Raw genomic sequence first — 16,714 nt, forward strand, 5'->3', positions numbered from 1 at the left:
CTTCTTATGCGCTGGTGCGGCGAGCCGCTGCCTGAGTGATCCGGTCGAACATGACGCCGAGCAGGACGATGGCGAGACCGGCCGCCAGTCCCTTGCCGTACAACTGGCCCTGGGAGAAGCCGGCCACGACGTCGTAGCCGAGGGCGCCCGCGCCCACCAGACCGCCCACGACGACCATCGACAGCACGTAGATGAGCCCCTGGTTGGTCGCGAGCGTCAGGGCGCTGCGGGCCATCGGCAGTTGCACCTTGGTGATGATCTGCCAGGTGTTGCAACCGGTGGACATCGCCGCTTCGACGGTGGTCGCGGGCACGGCCCGCACACCGTCCGCGATGATCTTCATGGCGACCGGTGCCGCATAGACGATCGCCGCCACGATGGCCGTGAAACGGGTCGCGCCGAACAGTGCGAGGAACGGCACCAGATAGACGAACGGCGGCATGACCTGGGCCGCGTCCAGGGTGGGCCTCAGCAGCCGGTCCACCAGCATGCTGCGGCCCATCCACACTCCGAAGACGACACCGAGCAGCATCACAAGCACCGTCGCCACGAGGGTCGAGGCCAGCGTGGTCATGCCGTCGGACCAGACACCCGTGCCGACCAGCAGGCCCACGCACACGGCCGTGGTGACCCCGGCCTTCCAGCCGCCGAGCACCACGCCCAGCGCGATCAGCACCGCTGCGACGAGCCACCACGGGGAGTCGGTGAGCAGCGACTGGAACGGGTTGAGCAGGCCGTTGGTGATGACGTCGCGGAAGCCGTTCGTCAGACCCGACAGGTTGTCCTGCGCCCAGGTGGTCGCGGTGTCGGCCGCGCTCGCGATGCGGCTGCCGATGGTGCCGTCGCCGGGGAAGTCGGCGGCCCACACGTAGGTGTGCGACATATAGATCAGGACCGCCGTGACCGCCGCGCCGACGCCGAGCAACGGGCGGCGCCACTTGAGGAATCGGTCCTTGGAGTTGCGGGCCGCCTCCTCACGTGCGCTGGCCGCGGTCGTGACCCGGTCCAGCACGATCGCCATGACCACGATGGCGAGGCCCGCGTTGAAGGCGGTGCCGACGTCGAGCGACTGGAGCGCCTGGACGACGTTCGCGCCGAGGCCGGGAGCGTTGATCAGGGCCGCGATGGTCACCATGGCCAGGGCGGCCATGATGGTCTGGTTGACGCCCATCACCACGGTCCGCTTGGACATCGGCAACAGGACCTTCAGCAGCGCCTGCCGCCGTGTCGCGCCCATCGAGACGGCAGCCTCCACGGTGGTCTCCGGTACGGAGCGGATGGCGTGCGCGGTGATGCGGATCGTCGGCGGAGCCGCGTAGATCACGGTGGCGATGGTGGCGGAGGCCCCGCCGATGAGGAAGAACAGGGTCAGCGGCGCGAGGTAGACGAAGGTCGGCATCGTCTGCATGAAGTCCAGGAAGGGCGTCATGATCCGGTTGAACCGGTCGGAGAGCCCCGCCCACACGCCCAGCGGGATCGCGAACAGCAGCGCCACGAACACCGCGCACAGGATGAGCGCCAGGGTGTCCATGCTCTCCTGCCACAGGCCCTGCAACCCGAAGAAGGTGAAGCCGGCCACGGCCAGCAACGCGACCTTCCAGTTGCCCACCGCCCAGGAGACGTAGCCGGCGATGCCGACGACCCCGAGCCAGCCGATCTGCGGGACCGGCCGGCTGCCGGTGGGCTGGGAGATCAGGCCCTGGACGAAGGTCACCAGATTGTCGATGACCAGCCGGATCTCGTTGAAGAAGTACAGGAAGAGCGGGTTGGAGTTGCGGTCCGCCCCGATGGAGTCGTTGAGGTCGTTGATCCACCGGTGCAGGTCGGTGAGGTCGGCGGCGGCGAGCGACAGGGTCTGTCTTCCCCGCAGGACGGCGAACAGCACCAGCCACAGGAGCAGGATCGCGCCGATCATCATGGAGCGGCTGACCGTGCGCACCCGCTTGACGGGAGGGGCCGGCTCCGCGGTCCGGGTCTGTTCCGGTTTCTCCATGGCGACGGTCATCACATGTCGCCTTCCTGTCCGGCGACCACCGCGAGGATCTCCTCGTCGCCGACGATGCCGAGCAGTTTGCCGTCCTCGACGACCTTGACCGGCTTGTCGGCGGCGAGCACCGCCCGGGTGGCTTCCTTCACCACGACGCCCGGTCCCAGCTCGGGACCGTCCAGGGGGTCGTCGGCCTCCACCGGGCGCATGATCCAGCGCAGGGTGAGGACATCGCCGCGCGGCACGTCCTTGACGAAGTCGCGTACGTATTCGTCGGCGGGCGCGCCGACCAGTTCGTCGCCGGTGCCACACTGGACCGTCTTGCCGTCGCGCATGATGAGGATCCGGTCACCCAGCTTCAGTGCCTCGGAGAGGTCGTGGGTGATGAACACCATCGTCTTGCCCATCTCGTGGTGCAGGCGGACGACCTCGCTCTGCATGTCACGGCGGATCAGCGGGTCGAGCGCGGAGAACGGCTCGTCGAAGAGAAGGACGTCCGGGTCGCCCGCCAGCGCCCGGGCGAGACCGACGCGCTGCTGCATACCTCCGGAGAGCTGGTCGGGGTAGGAGTTCTCGTACCCGGACAGTCCCACGAGCTCGACGACCTCCAGCGCCCGCTTGACGCGCTCGGCCCTGCCCATGCCGCGGATCTCCAGTCCGAACGCCACGTTGTCGACGACGCGGCGGTGGGGCAGCAGACCGAAGTGCTGGAAGACCATGGAGAACTTGCTGCGCCGCAGTTCGCGCAGGCGCCCCACGTCGGCGTCCCGGATGTTCTCGCCCTCGAAGACGATCTCGCCGGCGGTGGGCTCGATGAGCCGCGTCAGACAGCGCACCAGGGTGGACTTGCCGGAGCCGGACAGGCCCATGACGACGAAGACCTCGCCGGGCGCGACCTCGAAGTCGACGTCGCGCACGGCGGCGGTACAGCCCGTGCGGTCCATCAGTTCTCGGCGGGAGAGCCCGCACAGTTCCTCGGACTCCGGTACCTGGTCCGCCTTCGGCCCGAACACCTTCCACAGGTTGCGTACGGATATGACCGGAGTGGGGACCGCATCCTCTGGGGTGCCGCGCCGCCTCGGTGCCTCGGTCTGCGTTGGGGTCATGGTCGACCTCTTTCGGCGTTCAGCCGCTGAACCAGCGTTGCGGCCGGGGTTGGATGTTCTGCCAGATGTGCTTGGACTCGCGGTACTCGTCCAGGCCGGTCGGACCCAGTTCTCGGCCCACGCCGGAATGACCGAAGCCACCCCATTCCGCCTGCGGCACATAGGGGTGGTAGTCGTTGATCCACACCGTGCCGTGGCGCAGCCGCCGGGCGACCCGCTGGGCCTTCCCGGCGTCCTGCGTCCATACGGCCCCCGCGAGTCCGTACGTGGTGTCGTTGGCGATGCGTACGGCGTCATCCTCATCGGTGAAGCGCTCCACGGTGAGGACGGGTCCGAAGGACTCCTCGTGCACCACCCGCATGTCCTGTCGGCACTCGTCGAGCACGGTGGGCGGGTAGTAGTGGCCGTTCGCCAGTGCCGGGTCGCCGGGACGTGCGCCGCCGCAGCGCAGTACGGCGCCTTCGGCCAGGCCGGCCGCGACATACGCCTCGACCTTCTCCAGATGCCCCGCCGAGATCAGCGCTCCGGTCTCGGCCTGGGGATCGAAGGGGCCGCCGAGGCGGATCTGCCGGGCGCGGCGGACGACCTCGTCCACGAAGCGGTCGTGCAGCGACTCCTCGACGATCAGCCGGGCGCCGGCCGAGCAGACCTGCCCGGAGTGCAGGAAGACGGCCGTGAGCGCGAAGTCCACGGCCGTCTCGAAGTCGGCGTCGGCGAAGACGACGTTGGGGTTCTTGCCCCCGAGTTCCAGCGCGACCTTCTTCACGGTCGCGGCGGCGGTCGCCATGATCCGTCTGCCGGTGTCCAGGCCACCGGTGAAGGAGATCATGTCGACGGCCGGGTCCTCGGACAGCGGCGCGCCCACCTCGGGCCCGGCACCCAGGACCAAGTTGGCCGCACCGGCCGGCAGCCCCGCCTCCTGAAGTGCCTTCATCAGCAGGATCGAGGTGGAGGGGGTGAGCTCACTGGGCTTGAGGACGATCGTGTTGCCCGCCAGGAGAGCCGGGGCAACCTTCCAACTCGCCTGTAGTATCGGGTAGTTCCAGGGGGTGATCAGTCCGCACACGCCGATCGGCTCGTACACGACGCGGCTGACGGCGTCGTCGCGGCCGGTGTCGATCACGCGGCCGGCATCGGTGCCGCCGAGCCCGCCGTAGTAGCGGAAACAGGAGACCACGTCGGCGATGTCGTACTCGCTCTCCACCAGCCTCTTGCCGGTGTCCAGCGATTCGGCGCGGGCGAACGCCTTGGCGTCGCGCTCGACGAGGTCGGCGGTGCGCAGCAGCAGCGCGCCGCGCTCGCGTTCGGGGGTGTGCGGCCAGGGGCCTTCGTCGAAGGCCCGGCGGGCCGCGGCGACGGCGGCCTCGGTGTCGGGACGCGTCCCTTCGGATACGGTCGCGGAGAGGCTCCCGTCAGCGGGGCAGCGGATGTCGCGGTGCCCGCCCGCCACCGGGTCCCGCCATTCGCCAGCCACATACAGGTCTGCCACGTCGGGAACCCTTCGAGCTTCCGTTGCGCATTACGCATCGCATTGCTTGTGGTGGAACACTCTGGGTAATGCGGGAACCCACGTCAAGGGGGTGTCGGGTGACGGTTTCATCAAGCAGGCGGTCACCGAGGACACCCTGTGCACAGGTCGGACACACCCTGTTTCCGATCAAGGCGCGAACGACGAAGTCTGCGTTACGGCACCCGGTCGAGCAGGGCTCGACGCCAGCGCTCGGTCTCGGCGATCTGGTTGAAGGTGAAGAGGTGCAGGCCTGCCACTCGGGCCGAGGGCGCGGTGAGGGCCCCGGCTGCGCGCGTGAGCAGCCGCTCGGGGGCGTAGCCGCCAGGGGTCGCGAAGCGCAGGAACCAGGAGGGGTGCCTGGTCAGAAAACGCGTCGACTCCCCCACGCCGATCTTCGTCGCCATGGACAGCAGCTTGGCCCGCTGCACCGGCCCCGCGACGCCCACGTGCACGGGCAGGACCACGTCCCGGCGGCGTATCCGGGCCACCCAGTCACCCAGCAGCCGCGGGTCGAAGCAGAGGTTGCTGACAATGTATGTGGCGTGCGCCTGTTTGTCCCACATCGCCTGGATGGTGAGGTCGTCGTGGACGAGCGGATGGCTCTCGGGATAGCCGGTGATGCCTACCCGGGCGAACGGGCCGCCCAGCTCGCCGAGCCTGCGCAGCACCGGCAGGGCCCCGTCGTAGGCCCCGGCCGGCGGGTCGGCGTCCCCCGCCGGGACGAACACGTCGTCGACCCCCGCCCCGCGGAGCCGGTCCACGACATCCTTGAGGTGCACGTCGTCCCGCAGCAGCCGGGCGGGCACGTGCGGGACGACGCGGTAGCCGTGCGCCGCGAGCCGGCCGGCGAGGTCGAGCGTCGGCTCCAGGCCCTTGACCGGCGACGCCGTCACGGTGACGACGACATCGCGCGGGACATGGGCGAGGACCTTGTCCTCGGTCGTCCGCGCGGGCAGCACCTCGTAGCGAACGCTCTGAAGGAGCGTGCGGAAGCCTTCGGTGCCCAACGCCTACCCCGCCTGCGTCCGGGCGTCGCGGTGCCGGTAGTACACGGCCTCGGAGGGCGGCAGCGGCTCCTCGCCGAGGATGAGGTCCGCCGCCTTCTCCGCGATCATCATCACCGGCGCGTAGATGTTGCCGTTGGTGACGTAGGGCATCACGGACGCGTCGACGACACGCAGCCCCTCCACTCCGTGCACGCGCATGCTGGTGGGGTCCACGACGGACATCTCGTCGGTGCCCATCCTGCAGGTGCAGGATGGGTGCAGGGCGGTCTCGGCGTCCTTCGCGACCCAGGCGAGGATCTCCTCGTCGGTCTCCACGGAGGGTCCGGGCGAGATCTCCCCGTCGTTGTACGGGGCCAGGGCGGGCTGGCCGAGCAGCGTGCGCGAGACCCGGACGGCCTCGACCCACTCGCGGCGGTCCTGCTCGGTGGACAGGTAGTTGAAGCGCAGCGCCGGGTGCTCCCGCGGGTCCGTGCTCCTGATCTTCACCGAGCCGATCGCGTCGGAGTACATGGGCCCGACGTGCACCTGGTAGCCGTGTCCGCCCTCGGGCACGGAACCGTCGTAGCGGACCGCGATGGGCAGGAAGTGGAACATCAGATTGGGGTAGTCCACGTCCTCGTTGCTGCGGGCGAAGCCGCCCGCCTCGAAGTGGTTGGTCGAGGCGGGGCCCTTGCGGAAGAGCCACTGCAGGCCGATGAAGGGGGCCCGCCACTTCGCCAGGTACGGCTGCATGGAAACGGGCTGCTTGCAGGCGTACTGGATGTACACCTCCAGGTGGTCCTGGAGGTTCTCGCCGACACCCGGGAGGTCGTGGACGACGTCGATGCCGAGCGCGCCCAGTTCTTCCGCGTTGCCGATGCCGGAGAGCTGCAGGAGCTGGGGGGAGTTGATCGCGCCGCCGCAGAGGATGACTTCGCGGGCGCGCACCTGCTGGAGCTTGCCCCGGCCTCGCCGGTACTCGACACCCACGGCCCGCTTGCCCTCGAAGAGGACCCGGGTGACCAGGGCGCGGGTGGTGACGGTGAGGTTGGGCCGCTTCCTCGCGGGCTTGAGGTAGGCCTTCGAGGCCGACAGCCGGCGTCCTCGGTGGACGTTGCGGTCGAACGGGGCGAAGCCCTCCTGCCGGTATCCGTTGACGTCGTCGGTGCGGGACTGGCCCGCCTCCTGGACGGCCTCGAGGAAGGCGGTGAACAGCGGGTTGGAGGCGGGACCGCGCTCCAGGACGAGAGGGCCGTCGTGGCCGCGGAACTCGTCGTCCGGATCGGCTGCGAGACAGTTCTCCATCCGCTTGAAGTACGGCAGACAGTGCGCGTAGTCCCAGGTCTCCATGCCGGGGTCGGCGGCCCAGCGCTCGTAGTCCATCGGGTTGCCGCGCTGGAAGATCATGCCGTTGATGCTGCTGGAGCCACCCAGTACCTTGCCGCGTGCGTGGTAGACCCGTCGGCCGCCCATGTGGGGTTCGGGTTCGGACTCGTACTTCCAGTCGTAGAACCGGCTGCCGATCGGGTAGGTCAGCGCCGCGGGCATGTGGATGAAGACATCCCACGGGTAGTCGGGTCTGCCGGCCTCCAGAACCAGCACCCTGTTGCCCGGGTCCGCGGAGAGCCGGTTGGCCAGTGCGCTGCCCGCCGATCCGCCGCCGACGATGACGAAGTCGTACTGCACAGGAGCCATGATGCCTCGTCTCGCTCGTGCCGTGGATACGCGCGGCATGCTAATACGAGTATCGCCATACGCACCAGGTTGCGAGCAGCGCAACTTTGGGGTCTTTTCTTCGGCCCGGTGACGTGCGACGCTATGGCTGGATCTTTACTGCGCGTATAGTTGCGCTGTGAGCAACTACAGTTCAGATAGCGAAACAGCAGGTCCGCAGGCCGGCGGGGTCCAGTCCGTCGACCGCGCCATCAGCGTGCTGGAAATCCTGGCCCAGCGCGGCGAGGCCGGCGTGAGCGAGGTGGCCGCCGAGATCGACGTGCACAAGTCCACCGCGTTCCGGCTGCTCGGCGCTCTGGAGGCGCGGGGTCTGGTGGAACAGGCGGGCGAGCGCGGCAAGTACCGCTTGGGCTTCGGCATCGTACGGCTCGCCGGCGCGGTCACCGGCCGCATCGACATCACCCAGCAGAGCCGCCCGGTCTGCGAGCGTCTGGCCGAGGAGCTCGGCGAGACCGTCAACATCGCCGTGATGCAGGAGCAGTACGCGATCAACCTCTACCAGGTCCGCGGGCGCGGTGCCATCACGGCATACAACTGGGTCGGCCAGCTGACCCCGCTGCACGCCACCTCCAGCGGCAAGGTCCTGCTGGCCCATATGCCCGCCAAGAAGCGCACGGCACTCCTGTCCGAGGCCGGCCTGAAGAAGATGGCGCCGGGCACCCTTACCGCGAAGACGAAACTGGAGAGGAACCTCGCCGAGGTCAGGGAGCGCGGCTACTCCTGGACTCTGGAGGAGCTGGAAGAGGGCCTCCACGCGATGGCGGCACCGGTCCGCGACCGCGACGGAGAGGTCATCGCCGCACTCAGTGCCTCCGGACCCGCGTACCGCCTCACCGAGGAACTCATGCACGAACTCGCCCCGGTGCTCATCCAGGGCGCCGAGGAGATCAGCCACCGCATGGGCTACCTGGGCTGAGTCCGTGCGCCACCGCCGGCCTCCGGGCGCCGACCAGCCGGAAGAAGACGCCGCTACTGCGCATGCCCGGCCCCCAGACGCCGCTGCACGAAGTCGTGGAACTCTCCGATGTGGTGCTCGCTGGGGACCAGAACGCCGCCCTTGGCGTACAGCCGGGAACTCATCGCCGGCTGACAACGCTCACAGGCGTCGAAGTCCTGCCGGTTGACGCGGTCGAAGAGCTCCACCGACCGGCTGACGTCCTTGCCGCTTTCGACGACGTGCGGGAGATAGAGCCAGTCGCACTCGACGATGGTGCGGTCCGCGGCGACCGGGTACATCCGGTGGAAGATGACATGGTCCGGCACGAGGTTGATGAACACCTGCGGCCTGACGGTGATCGCGTAGTAGCGGCGATCCTGATCCTCGGTGACCCCCGGAATGCGGTCCAGCCCCTCGGAGCCGTCGACGGTGAAGCCCTTGGCCTCGGCTGCGAACTCCGCGCCGTGACCCACGTAGAACTGTGCGGCGTATCCGTCGGCGAACTCCGGGAGCACCTCGGTGAGTTCGGGGTGGATCGTCGCGCAGTGGTAGCACTCCATGAAGTTCTCGACTATGAGCTTCCAGTTCGCCTTGACGTCATAGACGATCCGCCGGCCGACCTGGAGGTTCTCCATGTCGTAGTGCTCGATGGACTCGGTGTCGCCGAGACGAGCGACCACGTCCTGCACGACCTCGTCGAAAGGGGGCGGGTTCTCCGCGAGGCACACCCACACATAGCCCAGCCACTCGTGCGTCGCCACGCTCGCCAGGCCGTACTCCGTGCGGCCGACGTCGGGCATCTTGGTGAGGTTGGGCGCCGCGACGAGCTTGCCCGTCAGGTCGTACGTCCAGGCGTGGTAGGGGCACTGGAAAGCCCGTTTGACCTCGCCGGCCTCCTCGGTGCAGAGCTTGGCTCCGCGATGCCGGCAGACGTTGAAGAAGGCGCGTGTCGAGTGGTCCCGTCCGCGGGTGATCAGGATGCTCTCGCGCCCCACCTCGACCGTCCGGAAGGACCCGGGCCCGGCCAGGTCGGAGGAACGCACGGCGCAGAACCACATGGCTTCGAAGATGCGCTCCTGCTCCTGGGCGAAGATCCCGGGATCCGTGTAGGAGGAGCCGGGGAGAGTGGCGATCAGACTGGTGGGCAGGCTGGTCGAAGTCACAGTGCCTCCTCGGGGAACGTCATGGATCGGTCATGCGCACGCCGGGAAGAGCGACACCGGACGTCATGTCATAGGGAGAAACGCCGCGTACTGCACACCACCGCGACATGGTGCCGCGGGGGCACCCTCAAGACAGTGCGGCCGCCAGCTGCTTGCGCCACCGCATGAACAGCCGTGGTTGGTTCATCCCGAGCACGGCGACCGGTTGCCCGGCCCGCCGGTAGACAGCCAGTACGTTGCGGTCGTCCGGGGTGCCTTCCTCGATCGTCACGCTGTCGGCGCCTGCCGCGTGACCGACGAACTGGATCTTCACGCCGTACTGGTCCGACCAGAAATACGGCGACCGGGGCACGCCCGGTTCCACCGCACCCCCCGCCAGCAGCGTGGCGACGGCCGCCTCGGGACGCTCGCGCGCACCGGTCCAGTGTTCGACGCGGCGGTGAGCACCCACGCGAGGGTCGTACCAGTTGGCACAGTCGCCAACGGCGACCACGCCCGCCAGGCTCGTGCGGCCGTCCGCGCCGCACAGGACGCCGTTGTCGAGCGCGATGCCGGATCCCTCCAGCCAGTCGACGCACGGGCGCGCGCCCACACCGACGACGACGATGTCGGCGGGGATGCTGCGGCCGTCCTCGAGCAGGACGGCATCGACCCTTCCCCCGCCTGCGGCCGGGGGGATCCCGGGCTCGCTGCGTTCGTCGCCGCTCAGCCCCTTGACGCCCACGCCGCACAGCAGCCGTACGCCGTGGTCCGCGTGGAGGGTGGAGACCAGACCGCCCATGGTCTCTCCGAGCGGCCCGGCCAGCGGCGTCGGTGCCGCCTCGATCACCGTCACGTCGAGTCCGAGGGCGTAGGCGGTGGAGGCGACCTCGGCGCCGATGAAACCGCCGCCGATCACGACCAGCCTGCCCCCCAGGGCCAGTTCGTCCCGCAGGGCGAGGGCGTCGTCCAGGGTGCGCAGGGTGTGCACACCGGCCAGGCCTTCCGTGCCCGGCAGCGTCCGCGCGGACGCACCCGTCGCGATGACGATGCCGTCGGCCCGGACCTCCCGACCGTCGGCGAGCCGCACTGCGCGGTGGGCGCTGTCGAGTCCGGTGGCCCGGGCTCCGAGCACCCACTCCGCCCGTAGATCCTCGTCGTCCGGCTCCAGCGCGAGATCGGCTTCGCCGATGGTGCCGGCCAGGAACTCCTTCGACAGGGGCGGCCTGTCGTACGGGCGGTGCGTTTCGTCGCCGATGACGACCAGCCGTCCGTCGTACCCCTGCTTCCGCAGCGAGCGCGCGGCCGACAGACCGGCCAGCGAGGCGCCCACCACGGCCACCGTCCTCACGTGAGAGCTCCGGCGAGCCGAGTTGCGACGCAGGGCGGCAGGTTGGGGGCGGCCATGGACAGCCGGACGTAGATGACGCCGTCCTCGACGAGGACCTCGTGCGTGCGGACCGGGCGCTTGGCCGGCGGGGCGTCGACGGCGCCGGTCTTCAGGTCGAACTTGGACGCGTGCAGGGGGCATTCGACCTCGCAGCCCTCCAGCCAGCCGTCGGCGAGCGAGGCGTCCTGGTGGGTGCAGGTGTCGTCAATGGCGAAGAGCTCGCCGTCGTCGGTGTGGAACACCGAGACAGGCGGGTCGATGTCGAGCCGGAAGGCCTCACCTCGCGGGAGGTCCGCGAGTCGGCACGCGGGAATCATCATGACACCTCGGGTGCGTATAACGAAACGGATTGCGGTTAACGCAACGCCAGTTTGAGGGCGGCCCCGAACCCCTGTCAAGACGTTCAGAGGGCGGGCCACCTCTCATTTTTTGTTGCTCATGACGAAACCTCCTGCGTGACAAGCAACAGGACATGCCGACGGCCCACGGCGACGATCAGCGCCTCAGGCCTGATCAAGAGGGATGTCGGCCGTGTGCCCGGCGTCACGAGGAGAGTTCGCGCGACAGTCAGAACCCGCGGTCGACCCATTCCTGGAGATGCGGGGCCTCGGCGGCGACGGTGGTGGCGTCTCCGTGGCCGGTGTACACGGCCGTCTCGCCCGGCAGGCTCAGGAGCCGGTCCCGGATCGAGTCGATGATGGTGCCGAAGTCGCTGTACGACCGCCCGGTGGCCCCCGGACCTCCCGCGAAGAGCGTGTCACCGCTGAAGAGCGCCTTCAGGGCCGACGCGTACAGACAGACCGCCCCGGGGGCGTGACCGGGCGTGTGCAGCACCGTCAGCTCGACCCCCGCCACGGCGATGGTCTGCCCGTCGGTCAGTTCGGCGTCCGGTGCCCGCTCGGGGTGGGTCTGCTTCCACAGCGGAAGGTCGTCCGGATGAAGCAGGACCGGAGCTCCGGTGCGGGTGGCGAGTTCGGGCGCGGCGTCGATGTGGTCGTTGTGCGCGTGGGTGCACACGATGGCCCTCAGGGCGCGTCCCCCGAGCGCCGCGGCGATCGCCTCGGCGTCGTGCGCGGCGTCGATGACGACGGCCTCGGTGTCGTCACCGACGATCCACACGTTGTTGTCGACGTCCCAGGTACCGCCGTCCAGGGAGAACGTGCCCGAGGTGACGAGGTGGTCGATGCGGGCCCCAGCCATCAGAAGACCACCACCGAACGCAGCACGTCACCGTCGTGCATCCGCTCGAAGGCCTTCTCGACCTTGTCGAGCGCGATGGTCTCCGTCACGAACGCGTTCAGGTCCAGTCGGCCCTGCAGATACAGGTCGATGAGCATCGGGAAGTCACGGGAGGGCAGGCAGTCGCCGTACCAGGAGGACTTCAGCGAGCCTCCCCGCCCGAAGACGTCCAGCAGCGGGAGTTCGAGCTTCATCTCCGGCGTCGGTACGCCGACCAGGACGACGGTGCCGGCCAGGTCGCGGGCGTAGAACGCCTGCTGGTACGTCTCCGGACGGCCGACCGCCTCGATCACCACGTCGGCGCCGAAGCCGCCGGTCAGCTCGCGTACCGCCGCCACGGGATCGCCCTTCTTGGAGTTGACCGTGTGGGTCGCCCCGATCCGCACCGCGGTGTCGAGCTTCCGCTCCTCGATGTCGACAGCGATGATCTTGGCGGCTCCGGCGAGCCGTGCGCCGGCGATCGCCGCGTTTCCCACCCCGCCGCAGCCGATGACCGCCACGGTGTCTCCGCGTCCGACGTTGCCGGTGTTGATGGCCGCGCCGATGCCCGCCATCACTCCGCATCCCAGCAGGCCGGCCGCGGCGGCCGACGCCGCCCGGTCGACCTTGGTGCACTGTCCCGCCGCCACCAGCGTCTTCTCCGCGAACGCGCCGATGCCGAGGGCCGGTGACAGCTCGGTTCCGTCGGTCAGGGTCATCTTCTGCCGCGCGTTGTGGGTGTCGAAGCAGTACTGCGACCGTCCCCGTCGACAGGCCCGGCACTGCCCGCAGACGGCACGCCAGTTGAGGATGACGAAGTCACCCGGGGCGACCTCGGTGACATCGTCGCCGACCGCCTCCACGACACCCGCCGCCTCGTGCCCCAGCAGGAACGGGAAGTCATCGTTGATGCCGCCCTCGCGGTAGTGCAGATCGGTGTGGCAGACCCCGCACGCCTCGACCTTCACCAGCGCCTCGCCCGGGCCCGGGTCGGGGACGATGATCGTCTCCAGGCTGACGGGGGCACCCTTCTTTCGCGCGACGACAGCGCTGACCTGGTGAGCCATGGCTACTCCTCAGCTGGTACGAGACCAAAGTCGAATGTTTCTCATCGCGGTACACATCTCGCCTACCGCAACGAAGCATCATGGAGGGGCGAGTGGTGGTCAAGGATGTTTCCCGGTCGAATCCGGAGCGCCCTACGGAGTGGGAGTGGTGGTGTCGAGACACCAGCGAGCGGTCACCCGCACCGCGTCGACCGTCGAGGCGACATCGTGCACGCGAACGCACCAGGCACCCTGGACGGCGGCGAGGACGGACACCGCGGACGTGGCCGCGTCCCGCAGAGGGGCCGGACGGGGCCGACCTGTCGCCGGGTCGGCAAGCAGCTGCCCCAGGAACGACTTCCGAGCCGCGCCCACCAGCACCGGATGGCCGAGCGCCACGACCTCCCGCAGACGACCCAGCAGCTGCCAGGTGTGGCCGGGTTCCTTGGCGAACCCCAGCCCCGGATCGAGGATGAGGCAGTCCGGCGCCACCCCGGCCCGCAGAGCCGCCTCGATCCTCAACCGCAACTCGTCGACGACATCGGTGACGACGTCGCCGTACACGGCCTTCCCCTGCATGTCGGCGGAGTGCCCACGCCAGTGCATGACCACGTACGGCGTCCCGGCCCGCGCCATCAACGGCAGCATCCCGGGGTCGGCGAGGCCGCCCGAGACATCGTTGACCAGCCGTGCGCCGGCCTCGAGGGCGCGGGCGGCCACCTCGGCCCGCATGGTGTCGACACTGACCGGCGCGCCGGGGGCGGGCCGGGGAAGACCTCGCGGGTGGAGCGCGGGAGCCTTTTGACCCGGCTCGGTCGCGGTGGTCATGCGACCCGGCGGCGAGCGGCGAGGGCCGGTTCGCACCAGGCAGCACAGCTGCGGACCGCGCTCCCCTTCCCCCGGTCGCCGTCCCCCTGCTCGCGCCACGAGCGTGCCGGCGGCAGACCGGCCGACGGGACACCTCCCGCGGGCACTGTCCTCACGCGAGGCCTCCGGCGAGCCGGGCCGCGATGCACGGCGGCAGGTTGGGAGCCTCGGTGGACAGCTGGACATAGATCATGCCGTCCTCGATGTACACCTCGTGCGTACGGACGGGGCGCTTGGCCGGCGGAGCGTCGACCATTCCGGTCCGCAGGCTGAACTTCGAGGCGTGCAGCGGGCATTCCACCTCGCGCCCCTCCAGCCAGCCGTCGGCGAGCGAGGCGTCCTGATGGGTGCAGGTGTCGTCGATGGCGAACACCTCGCCGTCCTCGGTGTGGAACACCGAAACCGGCGGATCGATGTCCAGCCGGACGGCTTCACCTCGGGGCAGGTCCACGAGACGGCACGCGGGAATCATCATGACACCTCGTTGCTCATAGAGAAACATGACTCGCTTTACGCAACAAAGTCTGCGGGTGGGTTCGGAACCCTGTCAAGGCATCGGGAAAGCCGACGGCGACAACTGCCGGGCTGTGCGCCACCCAGGGGCGATCACCTGGGGATTCACCCCCGGGCTCCCCTCGATCGGGTTTGCTGCCGGGAATGCCGCGCCGCCGGAGTGGCAGGCGCGCGCACCGTACAGGCGGACATGGCTGCAACGGTGAGCTACATCGGGGCGTGACCCCTGGACCTCAACATTCCGCTTCCTGAAGAGCGGGGGCCATCTGCGGGACGGGGTGGTAGGACAGGGCGAACAAGAAGACGTGAGTGGGGAGTTGGGCATGGCGGCGGAGAGCATCGACGATGTCGTGGACGGGCTTGCCGGGATCGTGCGGGAGGCCGGCCGCGCCGGTGACCGGATCGGGTATTTCGCGGCGCTGTACCGACAGGTGACCGTTGAGGTCCGAACGGCCATACACGGGGGGCTGTTCGACGACGGGGCCCGCATGGACCGTTTCGACACGCACTTCGGCAACCGCTACTTCGACGCCTACGACGCCTGGCGTCGCGACAAGGGCGGGCCGCGTTGTTGGCGCGAGGCGTTCGGGCTGCTCGACGACACCGACAGCATCATCGTCCAGCACCTGCTGCTCGGCGTGAACGCGCACATCAACCTCGACCTGGCCATCGCCGCCGCGCGGACCAGCCCGGGCGAGGACATCCATGCCATGCGGCACGACTTTCTGCTGATCAACGACATCCTCGGACGAGTGGTGCTGGTGGTGCAGGACTCGGTCGGCGCCGTGTCGCCACTGCTGTCGCTGCTGGATCAGGTCGGAGCCCGTACCGACGAGCAGATCCTCGACTTCAGTGTCCGTCAGTCCCGCGAGGAGGCGTGGTACAACGCCGTCCTGCTGGCCGGCCAGAACGAAGAGGAGCGCGAGGCCACCATCCGGCGGCTCGACATCCGGGCCGCCGTACTCGCCCGACTGATAGCCCGACCGGGCGGCCTCGTCCGGCCTGCCCTGCACCTGATCCGGAGCACCGAGAGCGACGACGTGCCGGCCGTCATCGCCCACCTTGACCATGCCATGGAGCGAGCCTCCGCCCGGCAGGGGACGGGGTGAGCCCCGCGGGGTGACTTGACCTTCACGTAGGGGTCAATGTCTAGCGTCGGCGGCATGAGTCCTGTTGCCAAGAGCATCACGCCACCTGCGTTCTCCCGTCTGCCTCGTACGGCTCTGGAGGTCCGGCTCGCCGCACGTCCCGTCGGGCTGCCCGGTCCGGACGACTTCGAGATCCTCGAGGTCGCAGTGCCGGGCCCCTCGGCCGGTCAGGTGGTGGTCCGGAACCTGTTCATGTCGCTCGATCCTGGCATGCTCACGCTGATCAGGGGTGACTCACGACTGCCGATGCGGCCCTACGAGGTGGGAAAGGTGATGTACGGGGACGCTGTCGGCGAGGTGGTCGCCTCGTCGGATCCGGCGGTGAGCGAGGGTGAGCTGGTGGTCCATCGGCTCGGCTGGCGGGAGTACGCCGTGGCCGAGGCCAGTGCGTTCCGCCGCGTGGACAGGGCGGCGTACCCGAGCCCGTCCATGCACCTCGGCTTCGGCCTGGTGGCCTACGTCGGACTCATGGACGCGGCGGGGCTGCGGCCCGGGGACACCGTCTTCGTCTCCAGCGCGGCCGGGGCCACGGGGAGCATGGCGGGACAGATCGCCCGGCTCAAGGGAGCCGGTCGTGTGATCGGCAGCGCCGGATCGCCCGACAAGGTCGCCCACCTGACCGGGAATCTCGGGTTCGACGCGGCCTTCGATTATCACGAGGGCCCGGTGCTCGACCGGCTGCGCGAAGCGGCTCCCGACGGCATCGACGTCTACTTCGACACCGTGGGAGGCGAACAACTGCGCGCCGTCGAGGTCATGAACGTGCACGGCCGTATCGCGGTCTGCGGAGCGCTGGGCCTGCAGAGCACCGGCCGTCCGGACGAGGGCCCCGGTGATCTGCTGAACTTCCTCGGTAAACGCCTGACCCTCCGCGGCTTCACCCTGTGGGACCACCTGGACCGTGCCGCGGAGTTCGGTGAGCAGTTCCGCGCCTGGCTGCGCGAAGGATCCCTCGTCTACGACGAAACGGTGATCGACGGGCTGCGCGGTGCGCCCGGGGCGCTGCTCGATCTCGTTCGTGGCAGGTTCACCGGGAAGACCGTGGTCCGGCTCGGGGTTTGACCCCGAGGCGGGCTTCGAGCGGGCGGTCGAACGGGAGTTGACCGCAGGCGGGCTCCGAGCCCACGACC

General features: G+C 69.2%; 15 protein-coding genes. 3 read left to right on the forward strand and 12 right to left on the reverse strand.

Annotation, left to right across the window (positions count from 1 at the left end; genetic code table 11):
• Nucleotides 1-4: 4 nt before the first annotated feature.
• From ACFYRY_RS23405 to betA, 5 genes are all read right to left on the reverse strand, one after another.
• Nucleotides 5-2,005 (reverse strand): ABC transporter permease, encoded by a 2,001-nt coding sequence (locus tag ACFYRY_RS23405; protein WP_389148805.1) that lies wholly within the window; start codon nt 2,003-2,005, stop codon nt 5-7.
• Complete coding sequence (locus ACFYRY_RS23410) at nt 2,005-3,093, reverse strand: glycine betaine/L-proline ABC transporter ATP-binding protein (RefSeq protein ID WP_389148808.1); 1,089 nt, start codon at nt 3,091-3,093, stop codon at nt 2,005-2,007. The genes ACFYRY_RS23405 and ACFYRY_RS23410 overlap by 1 nt, the downstream gene beginning before the upstream one ends.
• A 19-nt stretch (nt 3,094-3,112) precedes the next feature.
• Complete coding sequence (locus ACFYRY_RS23415) at nt 3,113-4,582, reverse strand: aldehyde dehydrogenase family protein (RefSeq protein WP_389148811.1); 1,470 nt, start codon at nt 4,580-4,582, stop codon at nt 3,113-3,115.
• A 194-nt stretch (nt 4,583-4,776) separates the two neighbouring features.
• Nucleotides 4,777-5,610, reverse strand: a complete 834-nt coding sequence (locus tag ACFYRY_RS23420) for a 5,10-methylenetetrahydrofolate reductase (protein ID WP_389148814.1) — start codon at nt 5,608-5,610, stop codon at nt 4,777-4,779.
• 3 nt (nt 5,611-5,613) lie between these two features.
• Nucleotides 5,614-7,284 carry a choline dehydrogenase gene (betA, locus tag ACFYRY_RS23425; RefSeq protein ID WP_389148817.1) on the reverse strand — a complete coding sequence of 557 codons (1,671 nt, stop codon included), beginning with the start codon at nt 7,282-7,284 and terminating at the stop codon, nt 5,614-5,616.
• 157 nt (nt 7,285-7,441) lie between these two features.
• Between betA and ACFYRY_RS23430 the strand changes: the two genes are divergently transcribed.
• A complete protein-coding gene (locus ACFYRY_RS23430; protein WP_389148820.1) occupies nt 7,442-8,239 on the forward strand; it encodes an IclR family transcriptional regulator in 798 nt (265 codons plus the stop codon).
• Nucleotides 8,240-8,292: 53 nt separating this feature from the next.
• On the opposite strand, the gene ACFYRY_RS23435 is transcribed toward ACFYRY_RS23430, so the two are convergent.
• The 7 genes from ACFYRY_RS23435 to ACFYRY_RS23465 form a co-directional block, all read right to left on the reverse strand.
• Nucleotides 8,293-9,423 (reverse strand): aromatic ring-hydroxylating dioxygenase subunit alpha, encoded by a 1,131-nt coding sequence (locus tag ACFYRY_RS23435; RefSeq protein WP_389148823.1) that lies wholly within the window; start codon nt 9,421-9,423, stop codon nt 8,293-8,295.
• 127 nt (nt 9,424-9,550) lie between these two features.
• Nucleotides 9,551-10,753 (reverse strand): NAD(P)/FAD-dependent oxidoreductase, encoded by a 1,203-nt coding sequence (locus tag ACFYRY_RS23440; RefSeq protein WP_389148825.1) that lies wholly within the window; start codon nt 10,751-10,753, stop codon nt 9,551-9,553.
• Complete coding sequence (locus tag ACFYRY_RS23445) at nt 10,750-11,112, reverse strand: bifunctional 3-phenylpropionate/cinnamic acid dioxygenase ferredoxin subunit (RefSeq protein WP_389148828.1); 363 nt, start codon at nt 11,110-11,112, stop codon at nt 10,750-10,752. The genes ACFYRY_RS23440 and ACFYRY_RS23445 overlap by 4 nt, the downstream gene beginning before the upstream one ends.
• 247 nt (nt 11,113-11,359) lie before the next feature.
• Nucleotides 11,360-11,992, reverse strand: a complete 633-nt coding sequence (locus tag ACFYRY_RS23450) for an MBL fold metallo-hydrolase (RefSeq protein WP_389148831.1) — start codon at nt 11,990-11,992, stop codon at nt 11,360-11,362.
• Nucleotides 11,992-13,077: an S-(hydroxymethyl)mycothiol dehydrogenase gene (locus ACFYRY_RS23455; RefSeq protein ID WP_389148833.1), complete on the reverse strand. Its 1,086-nt coding sequence runs from the start codon at nt 13,075-13,077 to the stop codon at nt 11,992-11,994. The genes ACFYRY_RS23450 and ACFYRY_RS23455 overlap by 1 nt, the downstream gene beginning before the upstream one ends.
• Before the next feature lie 132 nt (nt 13,078-13,209).
• On the reverse strand, nt 13,210-13,884 hold the full coding sequence (gene folP / locus ACFYRY_RS23460; protein ID WP_389148836.1) for a dihydropteroate synthase: 675 nt from the start codon (nt 13,882-13,884) through the stop codon (nt 13,210-13,212).
• A 151-nt stretch (nt 13,885-14,035) separates the two neighbouring features.
• Nucleotides 14,036-14,398, reverse strand: coding sequence for a bifunctional 3-phenylpropionate/cinnamic acid dioxygenase ferredoxin subunit (locus tag ACFYRY_RS23465; RefSeq protein WP_389148839.1), 363 nt, complete (start codon nt 14,396-14,398; stop codon nt 14,036-14,038).
• 361 nt (nt 14,399-14,759) lie between these two features.
• On the opposite strand from ACFYRY_RS23465, the gene ACFYRY_RS23470 reads away from it, so the two are divergent.
• Together ACFYRY_RS23470 and ACFYRY_RS23475 are read left to right on the forward strand one after the other, a co-directional pair.
• Nucleotides 14,760-15,545, forward strand: a complete 786-nt coding sequence (locus tag ACFYRY_RS23470) for a DUF5995 family protein (protein WP_389148842.1) — start codon at nt 14,760-14,762, stop codon at nt 15,543-15,545.
• A gap of 54 nt (nt 15,546-15,599) precedes the next feature.
• Entirely contained in the window at nt 15,600-16,646 is a 1,047-nt protein-coding gene (locus tag ACFYRY_RS23475) for an NADP-dependent oxidoreductase (protein ID WP_389148844.1), read from the forward strand.
• The last annotated feature ends 68 nt before the right edge of the window (nt 16,647-16,714 follow it).

This window comes from Streptomyces sp. NPDC005263 (assembly GCF_042872365.1).
In the GTDB taxonomy this organism is placed as follows: Bacteria; Actinomycetota; Actinomycetes; order Streptomycetales; family Streptomycetaceae; genus Streptomyces.